This is a genomic window from uncultured Kushneria sp. (assembly GCF_947497025.1).
In the GTDB taxonomy this organism is placed as follows: domain Bacteria; phylum Pseudomonadota; class Gammaproteobacteria; order Pseudomonadales; family Halomonadaceae; genus Kushneria.
In genome coordinates, this window is sequence record NZ_CANMFC010000004.1 from 332,505 (window position 1) to 350,391 (window position 17,887).

General features: G+C 59.6%; 27 protein-coding genes. 21 read left to right on the forward strand and 6 right to left on the reverse strand.

The window, feature by feature from the left end; translation table 11 throughout:
* Window positions 1-48: 48 nt before the first annotated feature.
* On the reverse strand, window positions 49-273 hold the full coding sequence (locus Q0931_RS16745; RefSeq protein WP_366941604.1) for a Cro/CI family transcriptional regulator: 225 nt from the start codon (window positions 271-273) through the stop codon (window positions 49-51).
* 121 nt (window positions 274-394) lie between these two features.
* Between Q0931_RS16745 and Q0931_RS10035 the strand changes: the two genes are divergently transcribed.
* From Q0931_RS10035 to Q0931_RS10120, 17 genes are all read left to right on the forward strand, one after another.
* A complete protein-coding gene (locus tag Q0931_RS10035) occupies window positions 395-1,033 on the forward strand; it encodes a LexA family transcriptional regulator (RefSeq protein WP_299259805.1) in 639 nt (212 codons plus the stop codon).
* Between the two features lie 166 nt (window positions 1,034-1,199).
* Complete coding sequence (locus Q0931_RS10040) at window positions 1,200-1,577, forward strand: LuxR C-terminal-related transcriptional regulator (RefSeq protein WP_299259807.1); 378 nt, start codon at window positions 1,200-1,202, stop codon at window positions 1,575-1,577.
* On the forward strand, window positions 1,574-1,720 hold the full coding sequence (locus Q0931_RS10045; RefSeq protein WP_299259809.1) for a hypothetical protein: 147 nt from the start codon (window positions 1,574-1,576) through the stop codon (window positions 1,718-1,720). The genes Q0931_RS10040 and Q0931_RS10045 overlap by 4 nt, the downstream gene beginning before the upstream one ends.
* A gap of 155 nt (window positions 1,721-1,875) precedes the next feature.
* Complete coding sequence (locus Q0931_RS10050; RefSeq protein ID WP_299259811.1) at window positions 1,876-2,076, forward strand: hypothetical protein; 201 nt, start codon at window positions 1,876-1,878, stop codon at window positions 2,074-2,076.
* On the forward strand, window positions 2,073-2,285 hold the full coding sequence (locus Q0931_RS10055; RefSeq protein WP_299259812.1) for a hypothetical protein: 213 nt from the start codon (window positions 2,073-2,075) through the stop codon (window positions 2,283-2,285). The genes Q0931_RS10050 and Q0931_RS10055 overlap by 4 nt, the downstream gene beginning before the upstream one ends.
* Window position 2,286: 1 nt before the next feature.
* Entirely contained in the window at window positions 2,287-2,481 is a 195-nt protein-coding gene (locus tag Q0931_RS10060; RefSeq protein WP_299259814.1) for a hypothetical protein, read from the forward strand.
* A gap of 71 nt (window positions 2,482-2,552) precedes the next feature.
* On the forward strand, window positions 2,553-3,602 hold the full coding sequence (locus tag Q0931_RS10065) for a hypothetical protein (protein WP_299259816.1): 1,050 nt from the start codon (window positions 2,553-2,555) through the stop codon (window positions 3,600-3,602).
* Between the two features lie 320 nt (window positions 3,603-3,922).
* The gene (locus tag Q0931_RS10070; protein WP_299259818.1) at window positions 3,923-4,378 is read left to right on the forward strand and encodes an HNH endonuclease signature motif containing protein; all 456 of its coding nucleotides are present in this window, start codon (window positions 3,923-3,925) and stop codon (window positions 4,376-4,378) included.
* Window positions 4,375-5,514, forward strand: a complete 1,140-nt coding sequence (locus Q0931_RS10075) for a recombination-associated protein RdgC (protein WP_366941605.1) — start codon at window positions 4,375-4,377, stop codon at window positions 5,512-5,514. The genes Q0931_RS10070 and Q0931_RS10075 overlap by 4 nt, the downstream gene beginning before the upstream one ends.
* A complete protein-coding gene (locus Q0931_RS10085; protein WP_299259820.1) occupies window positions 5,511-6,230 on the forward strand; it encodes a hypothetical protein in 720 nt (239 codons plus the stop codon). The genes Q0931_RS10075 and Q0931_RS10085 overlap by 4 nt, the downstream gene beginning before the upstream one ends.
* Window positions 6,227-6,463 (forward strand): hypothetical protein, encoded by a 237-nt coding sequence (locus Q0931_RS10090; protein ID WP_299259822.1) that lies wholly within the window; start codon window positions 6,227-6,229, stop codon window positions 6,461-6,463. Before Q0931_RS10085 ends, Q0931_RS10090 begins: the two co-directional genes overlap by 4 nt.
* Complete coding sequence (locus Q0931_RS10095) at window positions 6,460-6,654, forward strand: hypothetical protein (protein ID WP_299259824.1); 195 nt, start codon at window positions 6,460-6,462, stop codon at window positions 6,652-6,654. Before Q0931_RS10090 ends, Q0931_RS10095 begins: the two co-directional genes overlap by 4 nt.
* Entirely contained in the window at window positions 6,654-6,872 is a 219-nt protein-coding gene (locus Q0931_RS10100; protein ID WP_299259826.1) for a hypothetical protein, read from the forward strand. Before Q0931_RS10095 ends, Q0931_RS10100 begins: the two co-directional genes overlap by 1 nt.
* On the forward strand, window positions 6,869-7,120 hold the full coding sequence (locus Q0931_RS10105) for a hypothetical protein (RefSeq protein WP_299259828.1): 252 nt from the start codon (window positions 6,869-6,871) through the stop codon (window positions 7,118-7,120). The genes Q0931_RS10100 and Q0931_RS10105 overlap by 4 nt, the downstream gene beginning before the upstream one ends.
* Before the next feature lie 56 nt (window positions 7,121-7,176).
* On the forward strand, window positions 7,177-7,506 hold the full coding sequence (locus tag Q0931_RS10110; protein ID WP_299259830.1) for a hypothetical protein: 330 nt from the start codon (window positions 7,177-7,179) through the stop codon (window positions 7,504-7,506).
* Between the two features lie 2 nt (window positions 7,507-7,508).
* Window positions 7,509-7,700, forward strand: coding sequence for a hypothetical protein (locus tag Q0931_RS10115; protein ID WP_299259832.1), 192 nt, complete (start codon window positions 7,509-7,511; stop codon window positions 7,698-7,700).
* 77 nt (window positions 7,701-7,777) lie between these two features.
* Window positions 7,778-8,056, forward strand: a complete 279-nt coding sequence (locus tag Q0931_RS10120) for a helix-turn-helix domain-containing protein (RefSeq protein ID WP_299259834.1) — start codon at window positions 7,778-7,780, stop codon at window positions 8,054-8,056.
* Here the strand turns inward: Q0931_RS10120 and Q0931_RS10125 are convergent.
* The 3 genes from Q0931_RS10125 to Q0931_RS10135 form a co-directional block, all read right to left on the reverse strand.
* Complete coding sequence (locus tag Q0931_RS10125) at window positions 8,010-9,221, reverse strand: tyrosine-type recombinase/integrase (protein ID WP_299259836.1); 1,212 nt, start codon at window positions 9,219-9,221, stop codon at window positions 8,010-8,012. The two genes, Q0931_RS10120 and Q0931_RS10125, sit on opposite strands and share 47 nt — an antisense overlap.
* Window positions 9,222-9,521: 300 nt before the next feature.
* On the reverse strand, window positions 9,522-11,009 hold the full coding sequence (trpE, locus tag Q0931_RS10130; RefSeq protein ID WP_299259939.1) for an anthranilate synthase component I: 1,488 nt from the start codon (window positions 11,007-11,009) through the stop codon (window positions 9,522-9,524).
* Between the two features lie 194 nt (window positions 11,010-11,203).
* Complete coding sequence (locus tag Q0931_RS10135) at window positions 11,204-11,878, reverse strand: phosphoglycolate phosphatase (RefSeq protein ID WP_299259838.1); 675 nt, start codon at window positions 11,876-11,878, stop codon at window positions 11,204-11,206.
* 239 nt (window positions 11,879-12,117) lie between these two features.
* Between Q0931_RS10135 and Q0931_RS10140 the strand changes: the two genes are divergently transcribed.
* The 4 genes from Q0931_RS10140 (at window position 12,118) to Q0931_RS10155 (ending at window position 16,632) form a co-directional block, all read left to right on the forward strand.
* A complete protein-coding gene (locus tag Q0931_RS10140) occupies window positions 12,118-13,416 on the forward strand; it encodes an NAD(P)/FAD-dependent oxidoreductase (RefSeq protein WP_299259840.1) in 1,299 nt (432 codons plus the stop codon).
* Between the two features lie 231 nt (window positions 13,417-13,647).
* The gene (locus Q0931_RS10145) at window positions 13,648-14,706 is read left to right on the forward strand and encodes a LacI family DNA-binding transcriptional regulator (RefSeq protein ID WP_299259842.1); all 1,059 of its coding nucleotides are present in this window, start codon (window positions 13,648-13,650) and stop codon (window positions 14,704-14,706) included.
* A gap of 85 nt (window positions 14,707-14,791) precedes the next feature.
* Window positions 14,792-15,544, forward strand: coding sequence for a TIM barrel protein (locus tag Q0931_RS10150; protein ID WP_299259844.1), 753 nt, complete (start codon window positions 14,792-14,794; stop codon window positions 15,542-15,544).
* Window positions 15,545-15,642: 98 nt separating this feature from the next.
* A complete protein-coding gene (locus Q0931_RS10155; protein WP_299259846.1) occupies window positions 15,643-16,632 on the forward strand; it encodes a D-glycerate dehydrogenase in 990 nt (329 codons plus the stop codon).
* Window positions 16,633-16,783: 151 nt separating this feature from the next.
* Here Q0931_RS10155 and Q0931_RS10160 read toward each other — a convergent pair whose 3' ends face one another.
* Entirely contained in the window at window positions 16,784-17,089 is a 306-nt protein-coding gene (locus tag Q0931_RS10160; protein ID WP_299259848.1) for a GIY-YIG nuclease family protein, read from the reverse strand.
* Complete coding sequence (gene rpe / locus Q0931_RS10165; protein WP_299259850.1) at window positions 17,073-17,768, reverse strand: ribulose-phosphate 3-epimerase; 696 nt, start codon at window positions 17,766-17,768, stop codon at window positions 17,073-17,075. Before rpe ends, Q0931_RS10160 begins: the two co-directional genes overlap by 17 nt.
* Between the last annotated feature and the right edge of the window lie 119 nt (window positions 17,769-17,887).

The window sequence follows — 17,887 nt, forward strand, 5'->3', positions numbered from 1 at the left end:
AGTCGAGCACGCTTATATCCGGTGCCGCTGGCGGTAAAATGCTCAACATCAAGCAGCGCTATGAGCGCCGAAGACGTCAGGACGAAGTTGATTCGCTTTGACTTTCCCGCCAGTAGCTTTCACGACTGCATTAACCCGAACAGCCGGAACGACACTCCACTGAGAAATTGCCTGGGAACTGATACCCAGGCATCGAGAAAGCGCTGAAGTCCCGCCAGCGAGAAGAATTGCTTTTTCAAGTGCCTGCTCAGGTGTCATATTTAGGTAATCCATGCTTAACCTTGATCCCCCAAGTGTAAGTCAGACTTACTCTTGCGTGCAAGTAACTCTTCCGTTGTCGTGCGTAAGCGATTCTTTCAATATCGCGGCACACGAACACGCGGGCGAAAAGGGTATGAGCGAGGAAGAAAAACTCGGTAAACGGATAGCTCACGCACGGGCTGAAGCGCATATGACACAGCAAGCGCTGGCTGATGCGATCAAGGTGTCTCGCCCTGCTATTGCGCAGTGGGAGAAAGGCCGCACCAGCCCATCGGCCGAAAACCTTCGCAACGTATCCAAAGCCACCGGTATGCCTCTGATCTACTTCTTTACTGGAGAGACAGGTCAGCCTGTAGCGGTGGCGTCAACGATCAGCGAGTCAGTGCCTGTTATCAGCTGGGTGCAGGCGGGAGATTGGTCTGACGTTACGGTGAGCCCGGGTGACTTTGAAATGTGCCCCCGGCCTCCGAATTGCGGACCATCGACGTTTGCCTTGCGCGTCCAGGGCGAATCGATGATCGATAGTTACCAGCCAGGCGTGCTGATATTTGTTGATCCTGATGTCGAGCCGGTATCAGGTGACGACGTGGTTGTGCTTTGCGAGCAGCACGGCAATGCAGAGGCGACCTTCAAGCGTTATCTGATCGAGCCTGGCACCGGCCCGATCCTGAAAGTGCTGAACAGAAACTGGCACCAACAGTACATGCAGCTCACCTCCGACTGCAGGGTGGTTGGTGTGGTAATGGCGCAGATGAGCATGCGTCGACACTGAAATAGGCAGTAGAACTACCAAGCCCGGCCATTGAGCCGGGCTTTTTTGTGCCCATCGGAAGCTTACCTAACAATTGCTGAAAGTTTTTCTTACTTTTCTATTGACCAATAAAGTAAGTATAGATTACATTGCATTCATCAGCTCAACGCAGGGACTGGTGGACAACATGAACATCATCGAATCAAACGGCTGGAAAGCGATCACGCCTCAGAAGCGAGACGGCCAGCATCTTTCTCCGAAACAAGCGCTGTATCTGCTGGGTGTTGCCCAAGGCATGACCCACAAGCAGATCGCCCGCCAGCACGGCATAAGCCCGGCCATCGTCGGCAAGGCCATGGCGGTCATCTACTACAAGCTGCAAGTAGAGCGCGCCACGGCCGCCGTGGCCGAAGCCATGCGCCGCGGCTGGATCAGCCCGCTGTGCATCATGCTCGTGATGTTCTCGCTGACCGCCGGCATGCAGCAGCAGGCCATGCGAGTACGCCCTACCCGCCAGCAGGCCAGCAGCAGCGTCAGGGTTTCACAGCGGGAGGCATTGGCATGATCCGTTCAACGATCGTCAGCACCCCGCGAGGCCCGGTCTCGTACCCGTACCACTTCGCAATCGTCGATTTCCTCACAGTCGCCATCAGCAATGGCTGGCGGCTGTCGGTCGACCGCGGCCGTGTCGCCCTGGTCGAGCAGTAAGCACCACCCGAGCTGCCGGGTAAGCAGCACGCTCTTTAACTTCGCCGGAATAGCGCCGCCCTCTCGCTCAATAGAGGGCATCCGGATGAGTCCTGCCGCTGGGAGTGCCCGGCGGAGCGCACAGGGCTCATCACGGATAACAGAGGAGGCAAACCATGCCCATGCACGTCACCACCCACTCAAGCCTTAGCGGTGCTACCCACGTCACGCTGCGCGACGAATCAGGCCGCGGCGTTGATGCCATCAACATGTCGCCGTTCGTCTTTGAGCTGTACCTGGCCTACCGCGAAACCATGTCCGACGCCGAAGCATTCGTGCTGGTCCGCGATGGCAGTGAAGAGGAGCAGGCCGCATGACAACCGCACTCGGCGCGGCACTGGTCGCCGCATTTATCGTTTTTCACTGGCTGGCGGGCCGCCGGCCATCACGCCGTCAGACAGCGGACGACCTGAACTGGTCATTCAATCGCGGCAAGGCCCGAGAGATGGCAGTGCTGAGGCGCTGCTGGGATCAGCGGGCACTGCAAACCCGCACCGCTCGCAGCATCTCGAGCGTGAGGCGCTGACATGGATCTACTCGCAGAGCGTGCAGCGCTACAGCAGACCATCGAGGCGCTGCTGACCGACACCGACCGCCAGCATCGGCTGGTGCTACTTGATCACACGGTTTACCGGGTCACGGCAGAACGAATCACCGACCCGCAAGAGCTGGAGCAGGCAGTGCAGGAACACCTGAAGGAAGTGAGCCAGAGGCTCAAATAGAAACGCCCCACGGGAATGGGGCGCTGTTGGACGAAACCGCGAAGAAACGACTCAACGTCAAGGAATTTACCATGAAAACACCGATCATCGCCATTACCGCATCCGCCGCTGTATTCGCCGCCCTCTCATCGTATGCCGAAGCTGGCACCGTCTCATCCCGTGATGTCTCGGTGCCCTACTACGGCAACCAGCAGAGCTTCAACAACCACATTCAGGGGCAGACCAACGATCAGCGCGACATGATCGACCACCTGCAGCGCTCGGATACCAATCACAACGCATGGACCGGCCGCCAGCAGGAACAGATTGACGGCCAGGGCGAACGCCTGACCAGTCTTGAAGGCTGGACCGATCGGCAAGAGGGTGCGATTCGCGCCATCAACATCGGACAGGACGACCAGAACCGCCGCCTTGATGCCGGTGACGTCCGGGACCAGCGGCAGGACGGCAGCATTGATAACGCCCACGCCCGAATCGGCGGCGTCATCGAGCAGGCCAACGAGGACCGCGCGGTGATCGACAGCAATACCGATCGCAGCACCGGAAACCAGAAAGCCATCGGGTTCCTGCAGGAGACGGACACGAAGCTCTCCGAAGCCATCCAGCAGGGCCAGCAGGCCCACGCCGTCACCGACAAGCGCAGCATCAACAACGCCGGGCGCCTCGATGGTGCTGAAGGTGCCATCAGGGAAACGAACCAGCAGGTCACCGACGACCGTACCGCCAGCGTCGAGCGAGACCAGTCCATTGCCTACAGGGTGGATTACAACCAGCAGGTTAATGAGGCCTACCAGCGCCAGTCAGCCGCGCAATTCGAGCAGCACGCTGCAGCCATCGAATCCAACGCCCAGGCCATCACCAGCGAGCGCGAAGCACGCAAGCAGCAAGGGCGCGAAGCCAATGCCGGCATCGCTTCAGCGGCCGCCATCGGCCAGCACCACTTTGACACCAACTATCACGGCTTCCAGCTGAGCGTTTCCGGTGCCGGTTACCGCGGCGAGCACGCGCAGTCGCTCTCTGCCGGCGGTGCCATCACCGACACCATCTTCGGGTCGGTCGCCGTCGCTCATGACAGCCGGGGCAATCAGTCCTACGGCATCCAATCAACATTCAAATTCTGAGACCAACAACATGATGACACTGGTTGCAGTTACCGGCATCGGATACGCCCTCCTGATCCTGTTCATGATCGGTTCAATGATGATCAACCCGCGTGACCCCATCGACCCGCCAGCCACAGCGGAATGAACGACGGCGCCAGCAGCGTGACCTGCTGGCCATTGATCAGGGCTCTTGATGAGCCGGCGAAAGGCCATCGCGGCCCGGAGGCGATAGAGCCCTGATCGATGCGCGACGGTGCATCACATGCAATCCCTGCGTTTGCCTGGCCGACCGGCCGGGCCTTTTTCCCGCGGGGCAAAGGAAACGCCAGGGTGAACACATGAACACATGCATTGAATTTGAGGGCAGCAAGTTCCCGTCAGGATACGGACGTAGTTTGGTGGATGGACGAGAAATAAGCGCCCACAGGGTTGCTTACTGCAAAGCAAATGGTATCGAGCTCAAAGAAATCGAAGGAAAGGTAATTCGGCATATCTGTGATAACCCGCCATGCGTCAATCCAAAACACCTTTTGATAGGCACTCAGAAAGAGAACATGCAAGACAAGGTCAATCGGGGTCGCCTTGTAATGCCAAACACAAAGGGAGTTTTGCATTGGAGTCACAAGCTCACTGAAAGCGATGTGCTTGAAATACGCCGAAGAGCAAAGGTCGGTGGAGAAGAAAACACGACCAAGCGGCTTGCTATCGAATTTGGCGTAAAGCCGCCAGCGATTCAGAAAATTATCAAAAGATTGAGATGGAAACACATTCCGGAACAGGAGGCAGCATCATGATGTGGGCACGCAATATTCAGGTTTACCGGCTGCTCGACACCGAGCACCTGCCGCTTGAGCAGCTGACCGAAGCGCTCGAAACATACCGCTTTCAGCCGTGCAGCGAAACACAGGCCCGCCGTGTGGGCTGGTCAGCCCCGGCGGGCAGCGCTGGCAATGGCCAGCTGGTGCATGAAGTCTCTGGCCACCGCCTCATCACCCTGATGCGGCAGGAACGCATCCTGCCTGCCCCGGTTATCCGCGATGAGCTGGCCGAGCGCGTCGATAAGCTCACCGCGCAGCAGGGCTACCCGCCAGCCCGACGCGACAAGCTGGCGATGAAGGAACGCATCGTTGAAGAGCTGCTGCCGCGTGCGTTCACCAAGAACAGCCGCACCGATGTCTGGATCGATACCAAGGCCAACATCATCGGCGTGGCCGCCAGCAGTGCAAAGCAGGCCGAAGAAGCACTGGACGTGCTGCGCGAATCTCTGGGCTCGCTGAAGGTCATCCCGCTGGCACCGCAGACACCGGCCGGGCGCACCATGACAACGTGGATCAATGATCCGACCACCCGCCCCGGAGGCGTGGTGCTGGGTGACCGTGTAGTGCTGCGAGCCAAAGGCGATGACGGGAAGCTGGTAGCAACCGCCATCGACCTCGACGGCGATGAGGTTCGCACGTCGCTGGAAGTCGGCCGGCAGGTATCGCAGATGGCCCTGACGTTCGAAGAGCAGATGTCGTTCATCCTGGTCGAGGACATGACCATCAAGTCAGTGCGTTTTGCCGATGCGGTGCTGAAGGAAGTCGATGATACCGACAGTGACGAAAACCCGGTCCTGCAGATGGAGACCGAGTTCGTGCTGGCCGCTCAATGCCTGGCACACACGATCGACAAGCTGATGCATGCGCTGGGTGGGGAGGCTGATCCGATGCAAGCCGTCGAAAAGCGGCTTGATGACCCAGAAGACGGGATGTTGCCCAAGGTCATCGAAAGCATCCGTGAAAGCGGCAACGAGTTCGCCAACATCAGCTATGTGCAGCGCACTTTCAAGATCGGATACAACCGAGCAGCCCGGCTTGTAGAAGCCATGGAAGATCTGGGCGTGGTGTCGAAGATGGATAACCAAGGGCGCAGGAGGGTTATCCGGAAATGAACCGAGACACCATCCTCTGCCTGTGCGACTACAGCGGTGTGATGGCCCAGCCCTGGGTGATGGCGGGTTACACCGCCATCCTCATCGACCCGCAACACCCGGCCGGCATCACCACCGATGGCGGCTATGTCCGGGTGGGTCATGAGATCGACCACCCGGTCAGCTGGCAAGTCATCCGCGACCACCTGCCTCGCCTGGTATTCGTTGTTGGCTTTCCACCTTGCACCGACGTTTCCCTGAGCGGCACCCGCTGGTGGGCAAAGAAGGCCGCCGCGGATCGCTACTTCCAGTGCAAGGCCACCCGAGTCGCCGAACAGTGCCAGACGATCGGCAACATGTCCGGCGCGCCATGGATCATGGAAAACCCCATGTCAGCCTTCAGCCGCATATTCCGCCAGCCCGACCACAAGTTTCATCCGTTCCACTACACCGGCTGGGAGCCGGACGACAACTACCGCAAGGAAACATGGCTCTGGTGCGGCGGCGGGTTCGTGATGCCGCCAGCGCTTCAGGCCAGCGGACTGGACGAACCTGATAACCGTATCCACCACTGCCCGCCCGGTGCCGAGCGCGCCAACATCCGCAGCGCCACACCCCGAGGCTTTGCCCGGGCCGTATTCAACGCCAACGGTGCCGCCAGCGGCTGCTCATCAAAGGTGCTGGGCCCCAAGGCCGAGCGCTGGGTGCAGGAAATCGAACAAGGAGCAGAAGCATGATCCTTACACAGCATGACCAACAGGTGGTGCAGCACATTCGATCAAACACCATCAAGCGACATGATACACGGCTGAGCATCGAGGAGCGCGCCGCGGCAGTAGGCGTTCACCCTCAGACAATCAAAAGCCGCATCAAGGCCATCAAGCGAAAGAACCCGGCGATCAGCGATGAAGACGCCACAGAAAAGGCACTGAAGCAGGGCAAAAGCGAACGCTGCGGGAGGCGCTCATGATGACTATCACCAGCCCGGCCGGTAGAAGGCTGGCCCGGGCAAAATCTGCACTGGATTTGGAAGAAGAAGCCGATGCCCTATTTGATCCGCGTCGGCTGAGAATTGCGCGGCTGGATTTCGAAACTGCCGCTCGAGAAGTTGCTGACGAACTGATAGAGCAGCGCTTCCACCTTTGTGAGGGCAATGACTGATGGCCGGCATGCAGGCGCTGACGCGCACCGTGGCCATGACCGATACCGGCGAGATCCGCACCTTTCCCTGGCTGGTGCCGCCAGCCTATGAAGACGACGACATTCGCCGATCGGTGCGGGACATGCCGCTGCAGCAGACGCTTAAGGTCACCGCAAACATTTCAGGCCAGACCATCTGGCAGCTGGATTCAGAAACAGAACAGGGAGTAGAGGCATGAGCATGGCACGCGATGCGGTCACGAAAGCATTCTGCGCAGATGAGGGAGGCATGGGCGCGCCGGTTTACGAGAATGGCCGGTGCTATGTGGAGCATGAGGGACCGGGGCTGTATCGGGTATATCGCAGCAACATGACGCATGCAGTGTTACGAAGCACTATAGATTTTCCCAGGCAGCCTGATTATGCGCTCGAACGCGCAAAAGATGAATGCGATCGGCGGGCGGTCGATGAGCGTGACGCCTTTTGAAGGTCGAAGCATGTGGCCGCGTTTTCCTACCCGGCGATAATGAGGGCTACCGAGTAATGGCAAAGACCCGCCCCCTTCACTGGCAGGAGCCAGCCACGGCGCCCTGCCCGGGCTGCAACGGCACCGGCGAGTGGTCGGGCATGTTCTCCAGCGGGCCGTGTGCGGCATGCGACGGCACCGGTCTTGTCGGCGAGGATGGCGAACCACTCGACCAGACCGACCTACTGGCGATCATGCGCCGCCAGCGTGACCGCCAGCATGACCGGCTCAAACGACTATGGGGCACGCCCGGCGTGCCGGAGGCCGTAGAGCGGCACCGCCAGCAAAAAGCACAGAACGAGCGTGACAAGCACGCAGAACGAAAGCATCAACTGAGAGGAGCGTGACCATGCCGGTATACGAGAATGGCCGCTGCTATGTGAAGCACGAAGGGTCGGGGCTTTACCGGGTCTATCGCAGCAACATGACCCATGCGGTGCTACGCAGCACTATCGATTTTCCCGGGCAGCCTGAGTATGCGCTCGAGCGTGCAAGGTCTGAATGCGACCGACGCGCCGTAAAAGAGAAGGACGCCTTTTGACGCTTACGCACGATACGCAAGGCAGCTTGTGTATCACGAAACGCGAAATATGAACATCAACTGAAGGGAAAGTGACCATGCAGACACAGAATGAAGAACGGCTGGCCAGCCTGGTCGAACGAATGGAGGCAGTGCTGGTGCATCAGGCCCAGCAGGAGGAAGTGTTGCTGTCGATGTCAGAGGTATGCGAGCGCACCGGCTACAGCAGCACCAAGATGTACAAGATGATTCAGGACGGGCAGTTCCCGGCCGGCCGCCGGATGTTCAACGGTGGCGTGCGCTGGCGAGCCGCTGACGTGAATGAATGGATCAGGCAGGAATGGGCGCGCTCGGCACCTGCCCCGCGTCGTGCTTGAGTCCCTCGATGTAATCCGCCCACCACTGCAACATGCGGCGTCGATCATCCAGATAGTCTGCGTGGTTGTACGCCGCTCTCACCTTATCGCCTGGCGAGTGCGCCAGCTGCTTCTCTATCAGGTCACCCCGCCAGCCATGCTGATTCAGCAGCGTTGAGGCCGTAGCGCGGAAACCGTGGCCGCTAAACTCCCCGCCCCATCCCATCCGAACCAGCGCCGTATTGATCGTGGTGTTCGTCATGAACTCATTGGGTCGCCGGTTGTTCGGAAACATGATTTCCCGATTGCCTGTATACCCGTACAGCTCGGTCAGCAGCGCCATGACCTGATCAGACAGCGGCACCACATGAGGAATGCGGCGCTTCATCTTTTCCTTTGGCACCCGCCACTCGCGGCGCTGCCAGTCGATCTCCTGCCAAAGGCCCTGGCGCATCTCCCCCGTTCGCAACATCGTCAGCATCAGCACCTGCATCGCAATCTGCGTCAGCCGGTAGCTTTTCGATTCATCAATGTCGCGCACCAGCTTCGCAAGCCGGGCAGGCGTCAGGCTGGTGGAGTGTTTGGTGGGCACCCGCCGCACCGTGCGCCTCAGCGCCTGCGTTGGATCAGTATCAACGCGCAGCGTGTTGATGGCATGGCCATATACCGCGCCGATCCACTGGCGGGACAGCGTGGCCACCGATGGGGCCCCGCGCTCAGCGATTCCCGTGATCAGCTCGAGGATGTCCGCGGGCGTGATCTCCTTGACGGGACGCTCACCCAGTGTCGGCAGTATGTCGTTGTCGAGCCCTTTCCTGACCTGCCGGCCGTAATAGAAAGACCAGCGCGGTGACTCGTTGCGGTACCACTCTTCGGCCAGCTTACCCAGCGTATTTACCTGCTCACGGCGGGCGGCCACCTGCTCGGCCTCGCGGGCCTTCTTGGGGTGTACCCCCCGGGCAGCCTGATCCTTTGCCCAGTCACGAATGGCCCGGGCCTCTTTCAGCCCCACGCCCGGATACTGTCCGATCGTGAACATGCCCTCTTTGCCATCCACAAAGTAACGCACCCGCCAGCTCTTCCGGCCGCTGGGCTGCACGTCGAGATACAGGCCGTTATCGTCGGACAGACGATAGGCCTTCTCCTTTGGTTTTGCCTGGCGCGCCTTCGTATCTGAGAGTGGCATGGCTGGGTAAAAGCTCCGGGCTGGGCTGGGTAAAAACGATTTACCCAGCATTTTACCCAGATCATAGCAGGATGGGCACGGTTTGATATGTACCAAAAAGGAAAAGGCCCCGCCAATGGCGGGGCCTCAAGAGCATGTGATGTCTTTATATACAGTACATGGGAGACCAATAGTGATTATCGATCATCAATACTTTCATGGCTTTCCATCCTCACGGTGACCGGGCGGTCGATACCTCGACACGATCATGCCCGGCCTGTCTTCGGTGTTGGCCAGTTGATTGCGCAACGCAATCCGGCGCTATTCGAGGTTGTCCAGCCCACGCTCTGCCATGGCCACGGCGCGGAACATGGCGCGACGCTTGTTGAGCGTCTCCTGCCACTCATTGTCCGGATCGGAGTCGGACACGATACCACCACCGGCCTGCACGTGAAGCTCTCCGTTCTTGATCACGGCCGTTCGAATGGCAATGGCCATGTCCATGTTGCCCTGCCAGGAGAGATAGCCCACGGCGCCTGAATAGATGCCGCGCTGGACCGGCTCGAGCTCGTCGATGACTTCCAGGGCACGCACCTTGGGCGCACCGGAAAGCGTACCGGCCGGGAAGGTGGCCCGCAGGACGTCCATCGGCCCCAGTGACGGCTTGATGCGCCCGGTCACGTTGGAGACGATATGCATGACGTGCGAATAGCGCTCGATGGTCATTTTGTCAGTCAGTTCGACCGAGCCGGGTTCACTGATACGGCCCACATCGTTGCGCCCCAGATCGATCAGCATGACATGTTCGGCGATCTCCTTGGGGTCGGACAGGAGCTCCTGCTCAAGCGCGCGGTCCTCCTCTTCGCTGGCACCGCGATGGCGGGTGCCGGCGATCGGGCGCAGCGTGATCTCGTCGTGATCCAGCCGGGCCAGAATCTCGGGCGAGGCGCCCACGACGTGGTGATCATCGAGATTGAAAAAGAACATGTAGGGAGACGGATTGAGACTTCTCAGCGCCCGGTACAGATCCAGCGGCGGCGCCTGATAGGCAATGGTCATGCGCTGGGAAGGCACGCACTGCATCAGATCGCCGGCCGCAACATATTCACGGATGCGCGCCACGGCGTCCTTGTAGCCCTGCTCGGAGAAACTGGCAAAGAAATCGTCCTCGACCACCGCGTTTCGGCCCGTGCCGGGGCTCGAGGTGGTGATCGGGGTATGACGAAGCTGATGTTCAAGCGTTACCAGACGTTCCCGGGCCTGCTCGAGCGCGTTGTCATTGGCCGGGTCGGCATGAACCAGCAGGGTCAGGCGCCCGGAGAGGTTGTCAAAGACCACCAGCTCGTCGGCCACCATCAGCAAAATATCCGGCACGTCGATCGGATCGGGCTTTTCAACCCCGCGCAGTCGCGGCTCGATCAGGCGGATGGTGTCATAGCCGAAATAGCCCACCAGCCCGCCATCAAAACGCATGGCATCGGAAGACTCGGGCGCCCGAAAGCGTCGACGAAACTGTTCGATCCACTCCAGCGGGTCTTCGACTTCGGTGGCGCCCTGCAGATAGTCATCCACGTAATGACGCACGGTAAACCCGCTGACTTCGATACGCTCACGGCATGGCAAGCCGATAATGGAGTAACGGCCCCACTTCTCCCCCCCCGTGACTGACTCGAGCAGAAAGCTCCAGGGCGCATCGGCCAGCTTCAAATAGGTCGACAGCGGGGTTTCAAGATCGGCCAGCACGTCACGGGTAACCGGAATGCGGTTGTAGCCTTCGGCGGCGAGTTCGGCGAAGCGCTCGGATGTCATCATGTCGCAGATTCCTGTAGAGAGAGAAACGGTAATACGGTGCAGGGGGCCGGTATCACCAGCGCCAGCGCTTGACGTTTCTCATTAGTCCGCAGGCCTTTGCATTGAGTGACATGATTGTATCTCGCAAGCTAAAGAATCCTTCGCACGAAGGGGAAAAGGGCGAGCAGCGCGAACATGGCGCGTTTTCAACCCTAAACGAGTTTTTCAAGTGAATCAAGAAGATGGTCAGGGTTCAGTGCGGCAATGGGCTCACCATGATTGTACCCGTAGGTGACCGCCAGACAGCGACATCCTGCCGCTCGGGCAGCTTCTACATCGCTTCGTGAATCACCGATCATCAACACCCGCTCGGGGACAATATCCAGTGCCCGGGCAACATGCAAAAGCGGCGCCGGGTCGGGCTTTTTCCTGGGCAGCGCCTCGCCCCCCAGAGTATGAGTGAAAAAGCCTTCCAGTCCCATGGCCTCAAGCAGCGGGTTGATAAAGCGTGACGGCTTGTTGGTCACCAGCGCCTGGGCTATGCCGCGCGAGCGCTGTGCTTCAAGGCAGTTGATGACACCCGGATAGCAGAAGGTATTTGACAGCATGCGCTGCTCATAGAACTGCATGAAAAGTGCCAGCGCATCGTCGAGCTGCGCACGGTCAGGTCCTTCGGAGCCAAAGGCGCGGGTGTGCAGGAGCGCCCGCTCGACCAGCCGCCGCGAACCGTTGCCGACCCAGTCGCGCACCCGCTCGATCCCCACGGGTGCAAGATTCATGGTTGAGAGCACGTCATCGACGGCCAGCGCCAGATCCGGCGCCGAGTCGATCAGGGTGCCATCAAGGTCATAGATAATCAGATCAATATCGTTAAGCGCATCATGCATTTTCAGGACATCACTGCGGGTGAATTCAGGTCATGATGACCCCATATAGAATAAGGTGGGCAGGCCGGCTATTGCCGGGATCATACGCACCGCCGTAGTGTCAGAAGTATTGATGCCGAATGCTGGCCTGTCACGGCTCCTTTTGATCAAAAGCGTGACAAAAAGCCTTCAGGCCGTGGCCCGAAAGCCGGGTCACCGCCTGAATGTTTTCCTTTTCATCCTCTTCCATGGAGCAGTCAATGGCGATCCCTCGCATTGTGGTGGTTGGTGGCGGCGCCGGCGGTCTCGAGCTGGTGACGCGTCTCGGACGCAAGCTGGGCAAATCAAAAAAGGCCGAAATCGTTCTGGTCGATCGCAACCCTACTCATATCTGGAAACCACTGCTGCACGAAGTGGCCGTCGGGGTAATGGATTCAAGTCTTGATGAAGTGTCCTATCAGGGGCACTCGGCCGATGCCGGCTATCGCTATCAAATCGGCACGCTGTGCGGACTTGATCGTGAACATCGCCAGATTCGTCTGGCCGCCATTCACGATGACAAGGCCCGTGTCGTTTTGCCCGAGCGGCGCCTGGATTATGACTATCTGGTGCTCTCGGTGGGCAGCGTGTCCAACGATTTCGGTACGCCGGGCGTAGCCGATCACTGCTATTTCCTGGACAGCGTCAAACAGGCAGAAGCCTTTCGCAAGCAGATGCTCAATACCTTCCTGCGCTGCAGCAATCGCGAAAAATCCGGTAAATCCGGCATGTCGGTGGCCATCGTGGGGGGCGGCGCCACGGGCGTGGAGCTTTCTGCCGAGCTTCTCAATGCCACACAGATGCTCCACGGCTATGGCTTTAGCCGTATCAGCCGCCAGCAGCTCAAGATTCACCTGCTGGAAGCCGCCCCACGCGTGCTGCCCGCCCTGCCCGAGCGCATCAGCGGCTCGGTGCACCGTGAGCTTGAACGACTCGGCGTCGAGATTCATACCGATACCCGGGTCACCCAGGCCGACGAAAACGGGTTCGAGATTGCCGATGGTTCACGAATTGATGCCGATCTGACCGTCTGGGCGGCCGGCGTTCGCGGGCCCTCGATATTGTCCGAGCTGGGGCTTTCCACCCAGCGCAACCATCAGGTCATCGTTCATCAGAACATGCAGAGCGTGGATGACGAGCGTATCTTTGCCCTGGGCGACTGTGCGGCCTGCCCGCAGCCGGGCGACAGGATGGTCCCGCCGCGGGCGCAGGCGGCCCACCAGCAGGCCAACACGCTCTACAAAAACCTGAAAGCGGCCATGGCCGGAGGCGAGCTGAAAGACTTTCACTACAAGGACATGGGCTCGCTGATTTCGCTGGCGCATTTCGACGCCGTGGGCAATCTCATGCGTGGAGCGTCTGCAAAGGGCGTGCTGGTCGAGGGCTGGCTGGCCAAGATCTTTTACGCCTCGCTGTATCGCATGCACCAGGCCGCCATCCACGGCTATGTGCGTACCGGCGTTCGCATGCTGGTCGATCGCATCAACACCATCATTCGACCGCGCCTCAAGCTGCACTGAGCCTCTTGCGCACACCGCATTTTTCACACCACCAGCCGCATCTCCGGGGTCGCAAATAGCGGCCCCCTTTTTTGCCTGTCCGCCCCACTTGTTGCCAGCACCCTCCAGACGCTCTGTTAAAGGCAACTGCGACCAAGGTCTGGTTTTCTGCAGGGCTTTCGTGTCGCAATCTGCACCGGGGTTGGGAACGATCCCAATACCATTGCACAAGGTTGGCAAACAGGCAGCGAGATGACAGCGTCCACACCCGGCCATCGATCAGGGTCCGCCCATGAGCGTCGCCCGACCATACACGACGTGGCGCGCGATGCCGGCATCTCCAAGACCAGCGTCTCTCGCTATTTTGGTCACGAGCGCGCCCTGCTGTCAGAGTCCATGGTGCAGCGCATCGAGGCTGCCATCGAGCGTCTCGGCTTTGCGCCAGACCGCCTTGCCAGCGGTCTGCGCGGCCGCCGTACCGGACTGATCGGCATGGTCGTCGCCGACATACGCAATCCCTATACCGTCGCCATGCTTCATGGTGCCGAACTGGCCTGTCGTGAGCACGGCTACTCGTTGCTGGTTTGTAATACTGACAACAGTGACCAGCTCGAACGGCGACACCTGGAAGTACTACACGGCTATAGCATTGAAGGTCTGGTGGTGAATACCCGAGGGCGCAACGCAGCATCGCTGGCCGCCCGCCGTGATGCGGGCCTGCCCATGGTGCTGGTGGATCGCCATATTGACGGGCTCGACTGTGACATGGTGGGCCTTGATAACGAACAGGCCGTGACACTGGGTGTATCGCACCTGCTGGATCAGGGGTATCAGCGCCTTTTAATGATGACTGAACCGACCGATGGGATCAGCTCTCGAGAGGCACGCGTTGATGTATTTCGCCATCAGGCGCACGCCGCGGGAGTGATCGCGGAAGTTCGGGAAAGCCCCCAGGAGACGATCAATCCGGACTGGCTGACCGCAACGCTGACGCAATGGCTCAGGACCAGTGATGCCCCGGGCGCCATTGTCTGTGCCAACGGTGTGATCACGCTGGCTGTCTGCCATGCCCTGTTTGCACTGTTTGAGACGCCATTTGATCAGGTTGGCGTGCTGGGTATCGATGAGCTGGCGTGGTGCGCTCTGGTAGGTCCGGGCATCACTACCGTAGCCCAGCCGGTCGACGATATCGGCTATGGCGCCATCAAGACCCTGTTGAATCGTATCAGGGGCATACCGGGCAAAAGTGAGATCACGGCCCACGCGGCGCGTTTGCATCCGCGCGGGTCCACTACACTGAAAACGACATGAGCATTTTCCATACTGCGAGGCATGAAGCCACAGCGGCCATCCTTTCCGGAGCCGCTTTCAGACCAGGTGACGCAAGGAGTTTTCCATGGGACCGGTAATGATCTGTACTTCTGCCTTTGGCGCCGATCTGGTCAAGCGACTTGGTCAGGCAGGTGTTCTTGAACACATCAGGGGCGCCGGGGCACAGGGGGTCGAAATTCGCGAAGAGCTCCTGAGCGACCACGATCTGCCGCTGAGCCAGCTGCGCAAGGCCATCGAGCAGGCCTCGCTGACCTGTGTCTATTCGGCCGCCGCACCGCTTTTCGATGAACGAAGCCACCTGAAGGAGGGCGAAATGGCGCAGGCTCTGACGCGGGCCAATGAGCTGGGCGCGCAGTGGGTCAAGTTTGGACTGGGCCAGCTGTGCGCCGAGTGTATCGACGACGGCGCTGCCGCCCTCAAGGCCGCACTGGCCGATCAGACGATGCCGATACTGATCGAAAACGACCAGACGCCCTGCGGCGGCGATCCGCTGATTCATGCTGCACTGCATCGGGCGCTCGGATCTTCGCTGATCGGTACGACCTTGGACCTGGGCAACGGCTACTGGACGGATCACGATCTCTCACAGGCCGCCAGCAGGCTGGGAGCACAGGTGCGCTATGTGCACTGCAAGGCCGTCACCCACGTGGAGGGTCATCCCAGAGCCTGTCCGCCGGATGACGCCGCGCGCGCGCACTGGTCCGCCCTCTGGCACCACTTCCCGACCGAGGTGCCCCGTGCCATCGAGTTCCCTCTGGATCACGACGATGTCAGTGCCACCGCGCGTCATGTCGAACTATTGAAATCACTGGCCTGAACCCTCCGCGTGGTCCAGGCACCACGCGTCAACCGCATCACACACCGCCAAGGATGGTCGCCTCGGGCTCTATCCACCCCCCTGTATCAGGAGAAATCATGTCCTCAAAAAAAACGGTTATTGTGTATCAGCGCGCCCTGAAGCCTGATCTGCGCGAAAAGCTGGACCGCGAGTGCCACGTACTGGATTTTTCACAGACGCAGAATTTGACTCAGGATGCCGAGTTCAAAAAGGCGCTGTCTCGGGCGCACGGCCTGATCGGCTCGAGCGTTACCCTCTCCCCCGAGCTATTGGAGCAGGCGCCCAATCTTGAAGTGGTATCGAGCATTTCGGTTGGCGTGGACAACTACGACATCGACTATCTCAGCAAGCGGGGCGTCGTGCTTTGTCACACGCCGGATGTGCTGACCGAAACTACCGCCGATACGGCCTTTTTATTGATTCTGGCCAGCGCCCGCCGCGCCGTCGAAATGGCCGAGATGGTGAGAAAGGGAGAATGGACCGGCGGGATCGCCGAGCCCCATTTTGGCGTGGATGTTCAGGGCAAGAAACTCGGCATTATCGGCATGGGCCGCATCGGCGCGGCGATTGCCCGACGCGGGAAGTTCGGCTTCAACATGGCGGTGAGCTATCACAATCGCTCGCGCCATGAAGATTTCGAGCAGGAGCTGGGCGCTGACTGGAAGGAACTCGACGACCTGCTGCGCGATTCGGACTTTGTCTGCGTGACCGTGCCGCTTTCCGATGCCACACGTCACATGTTCGGCAAGCGCGAGTTCGAGCTGATGGGTGAAGACACCATCTTCGTCAACATCGCCCGGGGCGGGGTGGTGGACGAGCCAGCGATGATCGAGGCCCTGAAAACCGGCACCATTCGCGCCGCCGGCCTGGATGTGTTTGATACCGAGCCCCTGCCCGGCGACTCACCGCTGGCGCACATGGACAATGTCGTGGCACTACCCCATATCGGCTCGGCCACTCATGAAACCCGCTATGCCATGGCAGAACTCGCCGTGGATAACGCTTTGGCAGTGCTCAAGGGTGAAAAACCCCGCGCCCCCTACAACTGGAACGCCCTTGATCGCTGAGAGGTGCCGGAGCCATGGTCAACCGATAAAGCAGCAGTATCGAGCATCAAAAAATCGCCGGCCTGAAGGCCGGCGATTTTTTGCAAAAGTGATGACGCTACTGTCAGGTGACGCCGCGTGCAGACCAATGAATGCCACCAAAGCAAACTGGCTAACCAACAGGGAGGCGGCCCGTTTCAATAATGACCAGACGCTGTCGACGAGAAAGTTTTTTGACGCGCCGCTCAAGACTGAGCGCCCTGCCCTGATCCCCCACAGGGCAGGAAAAACGTAGACGCAGCGGCCCCTTGCCACGCAGGGATCTGGCACAGCGCGCACCGTCGCGCTGGTGCTCGTTAAAACGGCGCGCCACATCCGTGGTCACGCCGGTATAAAGATGCCCCAGCCGATTTTCGATGATGTAGAGCGACCAGACTGCAGAGGCTGTCTCGCCATTCTGCTCAGCCTGACAGACCATCCAGCGGTTCCCTGAAGGCGCGCAGGATCGTGTCATAGCGGTTGGGGTCACTATCACTGCGTTTGGAAAAGATGGAAGAGCCGGAAACGAAGGTATCCGCACCGGCCGCGGCGATCTCGCCAATGTTATCGGCATTGATGCCGCCATCAACTTCAAGGCGAATGGGCTTGCCGGTAGCATCGATCATGGCGCGCGCCAGACGAAGCTTGTCCATCATGGCCGGAATGAACGACTGGCCGCCAAAGCCCGGATTGACTGTCATCACCAGCAACATTGACAGCTTGTCGAGAACATGGTCCAGCGTGGACAGCGGGGTGGCCGGGTTGAGCGCAAGCCCTGCGGTGGCGCCGCCATCAATGATCAGCTGCAGCGAACGGTCGATATGCAGGCTGGCTTCAGGATGAAAGGTGATGTGATTGGCACCGGCATCCAGAAAGGCACGAATCAGATCATCCACCGGCGACACCATCAGGTGCACATCGATCTCGGCCGTAACGCCATAATTACGCAGCGCATGGCAGATGGCCGGACCGAAGCTCAGGTTGGGCACATAATGATTATCCATGACATCAAAGTGAATCACGTCAGCGCCGCTGGCCAGTACGTCGTCCACTTCCTGCCCCAGACGAGCGAAATCCGCCGACAGAATGGAGGGCGCAATCCTGAAGGGTTGTTGCACTATAAATACCTCATCAGACAAATTCGATATGGATCAGCGTACACCGCGATCGCGCATGGTAACAGGGTCACTCCAGGGGAGTATAAAGTGCGTGGCATAAAAAAGGGCCGCATCATCGC

Excerpts from the sequence above, each read along its gene's own strand:
- Q0931_RS10125 (WP_299259836.1), bottom strand. The coding sequence starts at position 9,221 with ATGCCACTCTCAGATACGAAGGCGCGCCAGGCAAAACCAAAGGAGAAG.
- Q0931_RS10115 (WP_299259832.1), top strand. The coding sequence starts at position 7,509 with ATGCCGGTATACGAGAATGGCCGCTGCTATGTGAAGCACGAAGGGTCG.
- Q0931_RS16745 (WP_366941604.1), bottom strand. The coding sequence starts at position 273 with ATGGATTACCTAAATATGACACCTGAGCAGGCACTTGAAAAAGCAATT.
- Q0931_RS10095 (WP_299259824.1), top strand. The coding sequence starts at position 6,460 with ATGATGACTATCACCAGCCCGGCCGGTAGAAGGCTGGCCCGGGCAAAA.
- Q0931_RS10100 (WP_299259826.1), top strand. The coding sequence starts at position 6,654 with ATGGCCGGCATGCAGGCGCTGACGCGCACCGTGGCCATGACCGATACC.
- Q0931_RS10160 (WP_299259848.1), bottom strand. The coding sequence starts at position 17,089 with ATGGTCTGTCAGGCTGAGCAGAATGGCGAGACAGCCTCTGCAGTCTGG.
- Q0931_RS10155 (WP_299259846.1), top strand. The coding sequence starts at position 15,643 with ATGTCCTCAAAAAAAACGGTTATTGTGTATCAGCGCGCCCTGAAGCCT.
- Q0931_RS10040 (WP_299259807.1), top strand. The coding sequence starts at position 1,200 with ATGAACATCATCGAATCAAACGGCTGGAAAGCGATCACGCCTCAGAAG.
- Q0931_RS10045 (WP_299259809.1), top strand. The coding sequence starts at position 1,574 with ATGATCCGTTCAACGATCGTCAGCACCCCGCGAGGCCCGGTCTCGTAC.
- Q0931_RS10075 (WP_366941605.1), top strand. The coding sequence starts at position 4,375 with ATGATGTGGGCACGCAATATTCAGGTTTACCGGCTGCTCGACACCGAG.
- Q0931_RS10105 (WP_299259828.1), top strand. The coding sequence starts at position 6,869 with ATGAGCATGGCACGCGATGCGGTCACGAAAGCATTCTGCGCAGATGAG.
- Q0931_RS10070 (WP_299259818.1), top strand. The coding sequence starts at position 3,923 with ATGAACACATGCATTGAATTTGAGGGCAGCAAGTTCCCGTCAGGATAC.
- Q0931_RS10085 (WP_299259820.1), top strand. The coding sequence starts at position 5,511 with ATGAACCGAGACACCATCCTCTGCCTGTGCGACTACAGCGGTGTGATG.
- Q0931_RS10055 (WP_299259812.1), top strand. The coding sequence starts at position 2,073 with ATGACAACCGCACTCGGCGCGGCACTGGTCGCCGCATTTATCGTTTTT.
- Q0931_RS10120 (WP_299259834.1), top strand. The coding sequence starts at position 7,778 with ATGCAGACACAGAATGAAGAACGGCTGGCCAGCCTGGTCGAACGAATG.
- Q0931_RS10060 (WP_299259814.1), top strand. The coding sequence starts at position 2,287 with ATGGATCTACTCGCAGAGCGTGCAGCGCTACAGCAGACCATCGAGGCG.
- Q0931_RS10140 (WP_299259840.1), top strand. The coding sequence starts at position 12,118 with ATGGCGATCCCTCGCATTGTGGTGGTTGGTGGCGGCGCCGGCGGTCTC.
- trpE (WP_299259939.1), bottom strand. The coding sequence starts at position 11,009 with ATGACATCCGAGCGCTTCGCCGAACTCGCCGCCGAAGGCTACAACCGC.
- Q0931_RS10145 (WP_299259842.1), top strand. The coding sequence starts at position 13,648 with ATGACAGCGTCCACACCCGGCCATCGATCAGGGTCCGCCCATGAGCGT.
- Q0931_RS10065 (WP_299259816.1), top strand. The coding sequence starts at position 2,553 with ATGAAAACACCGATCATCGCCATTACCGCATCCGCCGCTGTATTCGCC.
- Q0931_RS10035 (WP_299259805.1), top strand. The coding sequence starts at position 395 with ATGAGCGAGGAAGAAAAACTCGGTAAACGGATAGCTCACGCACGGGCT.
- Q0931_RS10135 (WP_299259838.1), bottom strand. The coding sequence starts at position 11,878 with ATGCATGATGCGCTTAACGATATTGATCTGATTATCTATGACCTTGAT.
- Q0931_RS10050 (WP_299259811.1), top strand. The coding sequence starts at position 1,876 with ATGCCCATGCACGTCACCACCCACTCAAGCCTTAGCGGTGCTACCCAC.
- Q0931_RS10090 (WP_299259822.1), top strand. The coding sequence starts at position 6,227 with ATGATCCTTACACAGCATGACCAACAGGTGGTGCAGCACATTCGATCA.
- Q0931_RS10110 (WP_299259830.1), top strand. The coding sequence starts at position 7,177 with ATGGCAAAGACCCGCCCCCTTCACTGGCAGGAGCCAGCCACGGCGCCC.
- Q0931_RS10150 (WP_299259844.1), top strand. The coding sequence starts at position 14,792 with ATGGGACCGGTAATGATCTGTACTTCTGCCTTTGGCGCCGATCTGGTC.